At 44.1% G+C, this 12857-nt stretch carries 7 protein-coding genes; 1 reads left to right on the top strand and 6 read right to left on the bottom strand.

The genetic code is table 11. The annotated features are described in order from the left end of the window. Nucleotides 1-37: 37 nt before the first annotated feature. Nucleotides 38-595 carry a histidine kinase gene (locus MC7420_RS05220; protein ID WP_232231644.1) on the bottom strand — a complete coding sequence of 186 codons (558 nt, stop codon included), beginning with the start codon at nucleotides 593-595 and terminating at the stop codon, nucleotides 38-40. Continuing rightward, nucleotides 592-2682, bottom strand: coding sequence for an eCIS core domain-containing protein (locus MC7420_RS34880; RefSeq protein ID WP_006099006.1), 2091 nt, complete (start codon nucleotides 2680-2682; stop codon nucleotides 592-594). Before MC7420_RS34880 ends, MC7420_RS05220 begins: the two co-directional genes overlap by 4 nt. Nucleotides 2683-2938: 256 nt before the next feature. On the opposite strand from MC7420_RS34880, the gene MC7420_RS05210 reads away from it, so the two are divergent. Continuing rightward, nucleotides 2939-5035: an ATP-binding protein gene (locus MC7420_RS05210; protein ID WP_006099105.1), complete on the top strand. Its 2097-nt coding sequence runs from the start codon at nucleotides 2939-2941 to the stop codon at nucleotides 5033-5035. A gap of 291 nt (nucleotides 5036-5326) precedes the next feature. Here the strand turns inward: MC7420_RS05210 and MC7420_RS05205 are convergent, their stop codons facing one another. The 4 genes from MC7420_RS05205 to MC7420_RS34875 all read right to left on the bottom strand — a co-directional run bounded on the left by MC7420_RS05205 (nucleotide 5327) and on the right by MC7420_RS34875 (nucleotide 12457). Continuing rightward, a complete protein-coding gene (locus tag MC7420_RS05205) occupies nucleotides 5327-6106 on the bottom strand; it encodes a pentapeptide repeat-containing protein (protein WP_006098976.1) in 780 nt (259 codons plus the stop codon). A 129-nt stretch (nucleotides 6107-6235) separates the two neighbouring features. Continuing rightward, a complete protein-coding gene (locus tag MC7420_RS05200; protein ID WP_006098898.1) occupies nucleotides 6236-7240 on the bottom strand; it encodes a zinc-dependent alcohol dehydrogenase family protein in 1005 nt (334 codons plus the stop codon). Between the two features lie 280 nt (nucleotides 7241-7520). After that, nucleotides 7521-8531, bottom strand: coding sequence for an ABC transporter permease (locus MC7420_RS05195; RefSeq protein ID WP_006099124.1), 1011 nt, complete (start codon nucleotides 8529-8531; stop codon nucleotides 7521-7523). Nucleotides 8532-9103: 572 nt separating this feature from the next. After that, a complete protein-coding gene (locus MC7420_RS34875) occupies nucleotides 9104-12457 on the bottom strand; it encodes a leucine-rich repeat domain-containing protein (protein ID WP_006099017.1) in 3354 nt (1117 codons plus the stop codon). Nucleotides 12458-12857: the final 400 nt, after the last annotated feature.

The raw sequence follows: 12857 nt of genomic DNA, 5'->3' as shown, positions 1-12857 counted from the left end.
GAAATTTATCACACCATGTACGGGAGAGCCAATTGATTCAATCCACTAGATCAATGAAATCAATTGTTAGCATACATGGCGCTACAATGCTTGCAGCAGGCTGAGGAGATTTAGGACATTCTGGAACAATTTTACCGACCACAGCAACTCCTCGATTGTTATATCGTGTAATTTCATTAGTCGATCTTATGGCTTCAGAATGCCAGGGAGGATAAAGAAAGACCTCAGTGCCATCTTCCAACACCACAGCTACATGACCTTTATATCTCGGTGGTGGTTTGGGCCATCTTCTCACATCTACTTGAATGTATTGTCCAATTAGACGCACTTGTTTACCTTTATCTCTTGCTTGTAGTCTCTCATCCATTTCATCATCATCTATGGCATCGAAGGGGTCGGGAAAATGTTCCTCAATGTCAGTACGATTTAAAATAGTTGGCAATTCCGTCATATTACTTGCTGCTGTGGTTAAAGTTAAAACACCTGTTTGATTTGGCTGGCAACCTCCTAATGCTACACTTCCTATGAATAAAACTACAGTCTCTGCTAGTAAAACAGAAGTTAGAACTTGCACTCGCATCTCATCTTCTTTCATCTGCTATTAGACTCTACTACTAAAGTTGTGGGAGTTTCACCGTGCTGACCCATATCTCGGTGTTCTTCGTGAAATGTTTGACCTTGCTTGCTGGAATCTTCTGCCGCAGACTGAGCTAAACCGTACATTTGGAATATCCAGTTAGTATTTGCTTCGTCATAGTCGCTTACAGAATAATTTTCAAGCGTTACGTTGTCTCTGCCGTTATCACTCTTCATTACAACACCTGCCCAATGGAAATTCCAAGTTCTTATTGGGTTACCATTGATATCTCTCATAGGAGAACCACCACTAGAGATAGTGTAAGCTTGCCCAACTACAGGATTAGCCCAACGATTAATTCCTGTACGCCGATCTAAATTTTCCCTTGTTCTCGGTGATAGTTGATTGTAAATTCTCAATAAATAATTAGCGAGTGCGGATATATATCCTCTACTTTTCATTCGACTAATCCTTCTCTCGTCAAGCAACTTCTGTCCTAATTGTTGCTCGTAAACTCGAAGAATATTTTCCAAAACCTTCCACTTTATTACTTCAGGATCAAAGGTTTCAACAGTTCTTTTGTGTTGTCCGGTTCGACTAGCTGGATCTCTGTAGACACCTCTAGTTCCATTTTCTCCTCCAATAACATCCCTTGCCGATCTACCGCAATCAGCCCAGATTATCATTCCATTTCCTTGGGTACCGTTACTTATATTTCGTGGTATGACCCTGACGAGATTTTTACGATTATTGTTTAGATCATGGACTCTTATGACATCAGTTTTATTTTCTACCAATTCGATCACTGAATTAACTGCTCTGAGTTGATTTGAAGAATGTTGAGCCTTGCCTGGTGCAGCCCATAACTTATGACTGCCATAGCCTTCTTGTTTAACAGCTACAGATCTGTCGTCCGATACACGGGTTATATCGGAAGGATCATTAGGATTTTGAGCCAAAAAGTAACGCTGAACTTGCAATTCTCCAGTAGATATCCTCTCAATTGGCTGCCAAGAGAGCGGCACAGTCATACCTTTACTTTGCTCTTCCATCTGGTCTGCCCCTACCTCATGTCTTTCCCCTGATTCACTGATTGTACGTTTGGGCTGAACTCCACCCGTCTGCTGTACCACATGAGTCATTTCATGTGCCAACAAAAGCTTGCCATCGGTTGAACCGGGATTATACTTCCCTTGGTTAAAGAAAATATCCTGCCCGTGAGTAAACGCCTGAGCGCCCAACTCCTGATTCATCTGCACCGCTTCACTGCCTGTATGCACTCGCACACCACTAAAGTCAGAGCCAAAGCGCGGCTCCATAAAGGCTCTCACTTCCTCCGATAAAGGAGAACCCCCACCCTTAGACGTATTCAAACGGCTCTCTACATCTTCAGACGCTTCCGTTCCACCTGCTTGAAATGCCCGTTGCACTAACCCTTGTGTTTGCACCTGCTCAGATAGTCGCCTCTGTACGACAGGCGTAATCGACTGTGCCAACGACCATTTCTGAATTGGGTTATTCTCTTGTGCTAAACGCTGAACTGGAGCTGAATTGTCAGGAGGTGCTGACATAGAAACCACTTGAGCCGCCACTCGGTCAGCTTCTTGCTCGTAGGGATCTCCTGGCGCTCCGACAGTCAGTTTCGTTTGGATTGCTCCTGCCTCTGACGATATCTGCTCAATGTCTTTCCCGGCTGCGGTTGATTGTTCTTGTTGGGGAGAGGCACAATCAGCACATTGCCGTTGAATCGGGTTTTCTGGTGACACTTCAGAAGCCATTCTTACTTGGGGAGTCAGGGTGCGTGCCATCACGGTGGGCATTCTCTGTCCGACGACATCAGCCACTGAAATCCTTGATTCTGACTGAGGCTGCACCGTTGGCGTTTCTGTCTCCTGGGAATCCTTAGCTTCTAGACTTCGCATCACATTCGCGGTGAGTCTATCCGCCGACTCTCTGGAATACTCCCCTATTTCCGGCGACTGAGACGATTTCTGATTTGGCTTGGGTTGAATCGAAAAATGCCCTAACTTAGAAGCACTCTTGCTCTTCTTCTGTGCCGTTGTTGGAGTCCAAGAGGAATTTTTCTTTTGGAGTGGTTTATACATGATGCTGCCTCAGTTGCCTGATGATTTGTCACTTCCGAGCCTGTTGCCTCAATAATTCTGGGTGATTCTCCCATAAGCGAGCGCCTGCCTACTCCTGGGAAACACCTGTAAGCCAAGTGACCCAAGACGTCTTGAGACGTGGCTAAATTATAAACTGTTTTTCCCGAATTTAACTTACACTGAAATATGCCTTAACATAGAAGCCATAAAACATCTGACTGTAAACCTGAAGATATTTAAACAGCCCGATAACATCATGGATACTCCAGCATCGACTAACTGGTATCAAGCCAATTTTCAATATCTCCAGACAGCCGTTAATCAAGTTCGTCAGGTATTGGAAGATACCATTAACCGTGACCAAAATCAGACGAGTCCACTCAGATTTGAGACAACCTTAGCGCCAGACATCTTGGCTTGCCTACAAAATAAGCCTTCAGCCTTAGAGACGCTCTGCACAATCTGTAAGCTTTCTCCCTTCGAGCAATATATTCTATTGTTGTGCGTAGGGATGGAATTAGACAGAAAATTTAAAGTCTTGTGTGCCAAATTTCATGGTCATCCAGACCAAAATCATCCGACTCTGAATTTAGCTTTTGCTACATTTAGTGATGCTAATTTACGTGTTTTCTCTTCCAAATCCCCCTTAGAATACTGGGGACTAATTGAAAGTGGTGATAGTCAAACGCTCTCTCACTCTCCTCTACGTATTAATCGACGCATTTTCTGCTATCTTTTAGGTGAACCCTGTGAGGATGATGACTTGATTGGTATCCTCAAACCTATACCCCCTTTTCCTCCATCTTCTCTTCCCCTGTCCTACCAACAACTCACCGAGCAACTCATCGCCACTTGGTCTCAAAAAACACCGACATCTATCTTTCCTATCGTTCAATTGTGTGGTGCAGAACTAGGAGCAAAACATACCATTGCGGCTGCTGGCTGTAGTGCTTTGAGTTTGCATCTAAATTTAATTTCCGCATCCCTGCTTCCCATCAATCCTCATGAACTCTATCAATTAAAACAGCGGTGTTTACGGGAAGCTATATTAACCAACAGCGCCCTTTTACTCACCTGCGATGAACTGAATCAAACTGATGGGATGCGAGAGTTGGCTATCTCTCAGTTTGTTGAAGATTTAAATCTGCCTTTAATTCTTAGCACTCAAGAACGACAACCACAAAACCAGCGCCCGATGATTACCTTGGATGTGGGTCAACTAAGCCACAGGGAACAAAAGTTGATTTGGGAGTCGTATCTGGGTTCAACAGCGTCAGAATTAAATGGGCAAATCGATACGCTAGTGTCTCATTTTAATCTCAATCCTCTAGCCATTCAAGCCGCTTGTTTATCGCTGGAAGGGATGGAGTTTCCTCCAGTCAAAACCGAGCAACCTAAGGAGAAAGAACCGGAAAAACCTGCTTCCTCTTCAAGGCGTACTCGCAAATCTAAAAGCCAAACGTCAAAACCCAAAATAGAGAATCCTTTTTCTCCGTTGCAAACTCACTTGTGGGATTTTTGTCGCACTCAAGCGCGTCCCCGGTTAGATGATTTAGCACAACGGATTGATGCGGTAGCGACTTGGGAAGAATTGATTTTACCTGAACGAGAAAAAAATACATTACAGGAGATTGCGGCTCATGTTCGACAACGAGCGAAAGTTTATCAAGAGTGGGGATTTGCGGGAAAAGGAGGACGCGGTTTAGGGGTGAGCGCTCTCTTTTCTGGACCCAGTGGTACGGGGAAAACAATGGCGGCGGAAGTATTGGCAAAGGAATTACGCCTGGATGTTTATCGGATTGATTTGAGTGCGGTGGTGAGTAAATATATTGGTGAAACAGAAAAGAATTTACGGCGAATCTTTGATGCAGCGGAAACGGGTGGAGTGATTTTACTGTTTGATGAAGCAGATGCTTTGTTTGGCAAACGAACTCAAGTTAAAGATTCCCATGACCGCCATGCGAATGTGGAAGTGAGTTATTTACTACAACGGATGGAAGCCTATCAAGGGTTGGCAATTTTGACGACGAATCTGTTGGAATCATTAGACCAAGCGTTCCTGCGTCGGATTAATTTTTCGGTTAAATTTCCCTTCCCTGATGCTGAGGCTAGAACTGAGATTTGGCAGCACATTTTTCCTGAAGAGACGCCGACGAAAAACTTGGATATGAAAAAGTTGGGTAAGGTGAATATGGCGGGTGGAAATATCCGCAATATTGCGTTGAATGCGGCGTTTTTAGCGGCTGATGCGGGAGAATCGGTGATGATGAAACATATTTTACAGGCGACTAAAAGTGAATCTCTTAAGTTGGGGAGAATCTTGACCGATGTAGAAATCAGTGGCTGGGTTTGATGGTATCTAAAGAGTCAGAGAAACCCCATGCAAGAGGAGGCGATTGAAATCGCTGCTACACAAACTAAGTTCGCCTGCGCGGACTAGATTATAAAGGGGGTGGCTAACCCGGATTTGGTATGAAATGTCTGGTAAAAATGCAAGGTAGAAGGAAATGATAGTATATCCGGTAGTATCGGACACCCCGCCAGATGTAGGAGGACACGATAGTATAGAAACCTACAATAGGCATGACTTTAGGGGTTGACAATAAAGCATTTTAAGGCACTAAAGTGCCTACTACAAACAGGTCTATTCAGGAAAGTTTTGCTCAGATGAGGCTATGGCTTTAATTGTCTCGATTCCCCATTCTGCTAAGGGATGATTTAGGGTGGCTAAATAGTCCCATCCTTGGCGATACATGAGCAGTAATTCAGCCAGGTTTTGTTTGTCTTTGTCATCCCCAGCCGCTTGTCGTAAAATTTCTGCTAATAATTCTGGCGAATTTAAGTTTAATGTAGTATCTTTTAGGTTAACTTCAGTCAGGTTAGCACCACTGAAATTAGTGTCCTGCAAATTGGCACTATTCATATCTGCCCCAGTCAAATTAGCGCCGACTAAACGCGCATGACTTAAGTCTGCTTCACTTAAATTCGCCTCACTTAAATTCGTCAGACTCAACTCACTCCAACTGAGGTTTGCTTTATATAAATTGGTCTGACTCAAATCAGCGTTAATCAAGTTGGCATTGCTCAAATTCGCTCCGACTATGGTAATGCCAGTTAATTGAGCGCCGATTAATTGAGCGCCGATGAGTTTTGCACCGCTGAGATTGGCGTTAATTAAGTTAGCTTCTATCAGGATGGCATCGGTTAAATTAGTGGCGACTAAGATAGCGCCACTAAGGTTAGTATTCAAGAATAGGGTTTGACTCAAGTTTGACCCAAAGAAAACTGTGTTGCTCAAGTCAGCATGGCTGAAGTTCGCCTCTTGCAGTCTTTCAGCGATTAGTGTTGCACCCTGTAAGTTTATGCCGGAAAAGTTGCGTTGATTTTGGCTATATTGCTGAAGCAGTTGGTTCTCTTTGTCCATTTTTACTGATGATTGGTGTCTTGGTGTCAACTTAGGCTACAGCCCTCACCCCCAACCCCTCTCCCAAGCTTGGGAGAGGGGAGCAAGAGATGCTAATCCATCAAATTAGGTGTGCCGAGCTACTATTTTTTATGCCGTCTGCAAGGCGATTTTTCCGGTGGTTGATCCTGATTCTATAGCTTGATGAGCGCTAACGGCGTCGGGGAGGGGAATGGTTTGAGAGAGGTGAATGTTGAGTTTGCCTTCATCTATCCATTGGGCGCATTGTTCGAGAATCTCGGTTTGGTGTTCCTGGGCTGCTACTAATCCTTGGAGTGTCGGCGTTAGCATGAGTTCTAAGCTAATTCGCAGATTTCGCGATCGCGCTGTTTTCAATTTCCCGATATTATAGTCAGGTTCGAGAATGGTGACCAAATCTCCGTAGACTTTCACGGCGGGAACGGTGTCGTAAAAGGTTTGACCGCCAACCGTATCAAAGGCGACATCTACACCCTTTCCCTCTGTCCAATCTAATGCAGCTTGGGCAAAGTCAGTTTGTTTGTAAAGAATCGGTTCGTCTGCACCTAATTGACGCACTAATCGGGCTTTTTCTTGGGAACTTACCGTGGTGCAAACATCAGCCCCTTTGATTTTGGCAAGCTGAATCGCAACATGTCCCACACCACCCGCACCGCCATGAATCAGCGCCGTTTGTCCGGCTGCTAAGCGCCCTCGGTCATATAAGGCTTCCCAGGCGGTAATTAGCACTAACGGTGCGGCGGCGGCTTCTGTAAAGGATAAGGATTTGGGTTTTCGGGCGACCCAACGTTCATCTACAACCGTGAGTTCGGCATAATTTCCTGTACCCGATTTTCCTAATCCGCCCGCACAGAAATACACCTCATCACCAACCTGAAATCGGCTGACAGCAGAACCCACGGCTTCGACAACACCCGCGCCATCACAGCCTAAAATGGCGGGCATATCGTCAGGGTAGAATGTGCCACGGTTTCGCAGTTTGGTGTCGATGGGGTTAACCCCGGCGGCGTGGAGTCGTACTACTATGTCTCTATCGGTTTGCAGTTTTGGTTCGGGTATGTCCTGCAATTGCAGCACTTCTGGTTTACCCGGAGTAGTCATGACTACGGCTTTCATTCCTTTGTCCTTTGTCTGTTCTTTGTCATTTGTCCTTTGTCATTTGTCCTTTGTCAAGGAATAGGGAATTTTTTTCAAAAACGGTAACATATAGATACAAAATATCTCCTCTGATGCCTGATAACTTATCTGACTTTTCACGGGAAGTCTAGAAACTATTGTAGAGACGCGCCATGGCGCGTCTGGGCGGGTTTAGTTACATCAGGTTGCAACCGAAAAGATAGTTGTAGAGACGTTGCATGCAACGTCTCTACAACTGACTTCCGCCTAGCGTTACTAGCTATTTATACTTAATTCTCGGATCAACTAGCGCATAGGAAATATCAACAACAAGATTAACTAGGACAAAGATAACTGAGACGACAACGACGCCACCTTGAACAACAGGATAGTCTCGTGCCAAAATTCCTTCGTAAATCCAGGAACCAATTCCGGGCCACGAGAAGATAGTTTCGGTTAAAATAGCACCACCTAAAAGTGTACCAAATTGCAACCCAATAATTGTCACCACAGGCAACAAAGCATTTTTTGATCCATGGCGAAGAATTACCCAATGTTCGGGAATACCTTTTGCCCTAGCTGTGCGAATATAGTCTTGGGATAGAACCTCTAACAGAGAAGAACGAGTAATTCGCGCTAAAATGGCTAAGGGAATTGTGCCGAGGGTTAGAGCGGGTAAAATCAGGTGAGATAGAATATCTTGGAATAGGTTGAAATCAAGTTTGAGAATCGCATCTAAGATGTAAAATCCGGTAATCGGTTGAAAATTTAATCCCGCATCAATACTAATCCGTCCACTGGGGGGAAACCAGTTTAAGGTAATGGCAAACAGGTAAATTAAGAGTAATCCAAACCAATATACGGGCATAGAAACCCCCAGTAATGAGCCAATCATGGTTAGGTTATCAACGGGACGATTCTTGTAAACTGCTGCAAAAACGCCAGCCGGAATTCCCAGAATGACGGCGACTATCATGGCGGCTAAGGATAATTCAAAGGTGGCGGGAAAGCGGGTTTTAATTTCATCGATAATCGGAATCCCACTGATAATACTGGTGCCAAAGTCGAGATGGAATAGATTATTGATAAAGGTGAGGTATTGCAGGGGTAGGGGTTGATTTAAACCCAGTTGTTCCCGTAAGGCTTCTACCTGTTCAGGGGTGGCGCGTTCTCCTAGCAGAACTGTTGCGGGATCACCGGGAATTAGGTGGAGGAAGAGAAAGACTAAAAGAGTAATACCCAGGATAACAGGTAACAGGTTGAGTAGACGCTTGATGATATAGTGAGCCATTTTCGGGTTTAATTTTCACCTCAAGTCTTTATCCTATAATGGTTTTTACGATGACTTAAGCAGGTTTTGTAGTAGGCACTTTAGTGCCCATCCGTGTCAACTTAAGCTCAACCCCTCACCCCCAGCCCCTCTCCCACGCCGGGGAGAGGGGAGTAAGAGAATCTGGTTCCCCTTCTCCCACCCCCCTCGTTCCCCCCTACAAGAGGGGGGAGGACAGAGGATGCTATCGCTTTTATTTCAAGGGAGAAGGGGTTAGGGGATGAGGGGGAAATTTTGAGCAGTAAATAGACATAGCTGAAAACCTTGCCAGCATTGGTTTTCGACCTTAAGTTGACACCAATGCTTTAGTGCCATAAGCGCTAAAGCGCAACTACAAACTCTAAAGTTAGTAAGCTGTCATGCCTTTAAATTGGGTATTAGTAGCGAGCAAGATGCAAAGCCTGCGGCATGGCTTCGCTAAACGCACTACAAGGATTTCATGATTATTGATATTTATTAAGGTTTAAATGCCGAACAGCTTACCCTTGGGATTGGGTTTGATATCGATTTTTCTAGATGGCGTGACAAGTAAGCTAGAACTGCGGCATTTTCGACTGACGATTCTGATAGTGTTTTTCACATAACCAAAGGTAGTCCCCGGTATAAGTTGGAAGTCGCTTCAGTCCCAACCGTTGATGATGGGGGTCTTCCTCATCTAAGAAAGAATGTAATGCCAATATTCCCGAACGTTCTGCTTGACTAAGTAAGCCATCGCGCATCCCGGCGGTTCCATCAATCAGGAGTTTATCCTCGCTGAGAATCGTATTGGTTAATTCCTTCATTATCTCCAATTTATATTGAATATTACTGACTTTCATGAAGTCTTCGCCAAAAAACATATTCGCAGCAGGCGCAGTAATTGGGGTTAAGGTTTTCAACACTCCCGCAATTAAATTAGCGTAGGGAGCGATTTTTTCTACCCATTCACGCGGCGCTTTAAACTCATAAATTCCCTTATCGATATCATGGACAGGATGCTGACAATTCGGTTCCTCACACCACAAATGTAGCCGATACTTTTTACTCGTCAACCGTCGCCAGTTCCCCTCCCTCGGTTCCAGGGTAAATAGTCGCGATCCCCGTTTGGATTCGCTGGCGACGGCTTGCATAATTCCCATCACATAGTTGGCGATGCGGCTTTCAAATTCCTGGAGATTCTGCTGAATTTCGGTAAAGCCGCGCTCAACTTTAACTTCAATGCGACTCAATTGTTCCCTAGTATCTTCCTCTTCTAAACCGAAGAGTAAATCAACTATTTTGTGGCGGGTGCGACAAAACTGACAGGGATAGTGAGTATCCCCTTCCTCCAGAAACTGGCGTAATGCACCAATTTCAAATCGTCCCATACAGGCTTTCCCTTGGTTTTTGGTAGGACAAGGAACGGCAAAATAATACCGTCCGGCTAATCCGGGCCAAGTATCAGAAATCAGCTTTTGTAGGGTTTGCTGAAGGATATTGGTAAAGTATTCGGGCCACACCGCCTCAGTATACAGATGAAGTTCTCTGTCTCGCAATTCCAGCATTGCCTCACCATGGGTTTTATTCCGCAGGAACATCCCCTTTTGCCAGTGTAATCGATGGGTTTTCCCATCTGGTTCATGGCGTTGATAAATATAGTCATGGGTGCGAACAATCATCCAGGGAATGAGTCCCGGTGGTGATTCTTCCATCACACAAACGGTAGCAATTCGCCGCCGATTGTTCGCGGGTTCCTCTTCGGGTAGCCAGGGGAGATGGGGACGAATTTGGGGGACGTGTTGCGCGACTATACTGGCGGTTCCATCTTCCAAACGGTAGGAGACATCGTATTTTTCCATCAGTCGCAGGAAGAAGGGATACAATTCTGATGGGTAGCGGGTTTTACCATCGGCTGGATTGTCCCACCATACCTCTAGTAAGCGGTTATCCGATAAGATACCATCCATGTTTTGAGTTGTGCGGTCTTCTAGCACAAAACCAATGGCTTTAGTTAACCATTCTGGCTGTAATACGACATCATCCTGTAACCGTTCATCCTCACTGTAGTAAACGATATACCCTAAATCATGCATTAGGTCAGCTAAGGTTTTTGTGGCAATATCATTTAAACCATGAGTTGAACAGACTGTGGTAAATTCCGTGTAGGAAATCCGAGGTTGATTAATTGCTAAGAGTTCATCCCGTGACTCTCGCCACGCTTTATTGAGTACCACTCCCATTTGGTCAAAGTTTTGAGCGGTTTCAGCCATGATTTGTTTGAGTTGGGCAATACCCACTTTTTCCCCAGTAGCGGGGTCATCGACTAAACTATCGACTTCATGGAAGTCTACAATCATGTCACCAAAATCACGTTTTAGGACAGGTTTATCGATGCGGGCAATATGTTGACCGGATTGGCAATAGGTAGAAATAATAATCACACGCGCCTCATCGCCAACTCGCAGCCGTAGTAGTTTTAGCCAGTCTTCCACTTGACATTGCTGCACACCTCGGCGCGGTTCCCAAACGAGTAAGTAGACGGAACGTTTACTAAAGAAAAATTGGTGGGTGACGCGATAGACTTCTTGACCGCCAAAGTCCCAAGCATTCAGCTTAATTTCAACGTTTTCTTTTTGGGGATGGGGTAGATGGAGCGCTTGAATGGCAATGTCAACGCCATGAGTGGTTGCTTCATTGGTTTGAGGGTCTTTACCTGTTAGTGCTTTCAGCAGGGTGGTTTTTCCTACTCCGCCTTCACCGACTAAAACTAATTTCGCTTCGTAAAACTCTTCACGTTGTTCGGGTTCTTGTATACTTTTTAAATATGCTTTTAGTTCGTCTAGTCCACTTTGATATGCACTTCTTACAACAGGGTTAAGGGGATTATTGTCTAAAATCAGCTTTTGTAGGTTAGTTAATTGACCGATACATTCCGGTATCTCTGTTATTTGGTTTTCCGTTAAAGAAAGCTCTTGAAGGTTAATTAATTGACCGATACATTCGGGTATTTCAGTTATTTTATTATCATCTAAATCCAGCTCCTGAAGGTTATTTAGCTGACCGATACATTCGGGTATCTCTGTTATTTGATTTTTCCATAAATTCAGAATCTGAAGGTTATTTAGCTGACCGATACATTCGGGCATCTCTGTTATTTGATTTTTCCATAAATTCAGAATCTGAAGGTTATTTAGCTGACCGATACATTCGGGCATCTCTGTTATTTGATTTCCCCCAAAATACAGCAATTGAAGATTAGTTAATTTGCCGATGAATTCCGGTATCTCTGTTATTTGATTTCCGGTTAAACCCAGATTTTGAAGGTTAGTTAATTTGCCGATGAATTCCGGTATCTCTGTTATTTGATTTCCGATTAAAACCAGATTTTGAAGGTTAGTCAATTGACCGATACATTCCGGTATCTCTGTTATCTTATTGTCATGTAAATAAAGATTTTGAAGATTAGTCAATTGACTGATACATTCCGGTATCTCTGTTATTTGATTCCTCGACAAACCCAGCAATTGCAAGTTATTTAAATAACCAATAAATTTCGGTATCTCTGTTATTTGATTTGCTGACAAGCTTAGCTTTTTTAGGTTGGTTAATTGACCGATAAATTCCGGTATCTCTGTTATTTGATTTTCCCATAAACCCAGAAACCGTAGGTTAGTTAATTGACTAATGCATCCCGGAATTTCTGTTATTTTATTTTTCCCTATAATCAGCTTTTTCAGGTTAGTTAATTGACCGATACATTCCGGTATCTCTGTTATTTGATTTTCCCTTAAATCCAGCTCTTGAAGGTTAGTCAATTGACCAATACATTCCGGTATCTCTGTAATACCTTTTCCCGACAAATCCAGCTCGGTTACTCCTTCACGGGCTGCCTTCTCAATAATTTCGAGTAATTCTGATCTATCCGTCATTCTATCTCGTCCTCACTCAAAGCCACCGGAAAAGGATTACAGCATCTCTTAACTTGGCACAACTCAAGCTAGTCTCTCGCAGCTTTCCACCTCTACTACCTTAACCGATAAATTCTCCAATGGGAATCTTCCCCGTTATTCGCCTTCAAGTTTTCCCCAGCAGCGATAATACCGAGTTGTGTTCTAATATGTCATTCTGAGCGAAGCGAAGAATCTGGATAGATGCTTCGCTACACTCCGTTACGCTCAGCATGACAAATTCTATCTTAGACTGCAACTTGGTATAAGACCCAATTGCCGAGTAAACTGTTCGGTTCGCCGGAATTTAGAAAACCTCTCTCCAAACCTCTCTCCTGCTCTTGAGAGGCTTTGATACCGAGTTGTGTTCTAATATGTCATT

The organism is Coleofasciculus chthonoplastes PCC 7420, from assembly GCF_000155555.1.
Classification (GTDB): Bacteria; Cyanobacteriota; Cyanobacteriia; order Cyanobacteriales; family Coleofasciculaceae; genus Coleofasciculus; species Coleofasciculus chthonoplastes_A.
This window is presented reverse-complemented; position numbering and strand designations above follow the sequence as displayed.

Excerpts from the sequence above, each read along its gene's own strand:
- MC7420_RS05220 (WP_232231644.1), bottom strand. The coding sequence starts at position 595 with ATGAAAGAAGATGAGATGCGAGTGCAAGTTCTAACTTCTGTTTTACTA.
- MC7420_RS34880 (WP_006099006.1), bottom strand. The coding sequence starts at position 2,682 with ATGTATAAACCACTCCAAAAGAAAAATTCCTCTTGGACTCCAACAACG.
- MC7420_RS05210 (WP_006099105.1), top strand. The coding sequence starts at position 2,939 with ATGGATACTCCAGCATCGACTAACTGGTATCAAGCCAATTTTCAATAT.
- MC7420_RS05205 (WP_006098976.1), bottom strand. The coding sequence starts at position 6,106 with ATGGACAAAGAGAACCAACTGCTTCAGCAATATAGCCAAAATCAACGC.
- MC7420_RS05200 (WP_006098898.1), bottom strand. The coding sequence starts at position 7,240 with ATGAAAGCCGTAGTCATGACTACTCCGGGTAAACCAGAAGTGCTGCAA.
- MC7420_RS05195 (WP_006099124.1), bottom strand. The coding sequence starts at position 8,531 with ATGGCTCACTATATCATCAAGCGTCTACTCAACCTGTTACCTGTTATC.
- MC7420_RS34875 (WP_006099017.1), bottom strand. The coding sequence starts at position 12,457 with ATGACGGATAGATCAGAATTACTCGAAATTATTGAGAAGGCAGCCCGT.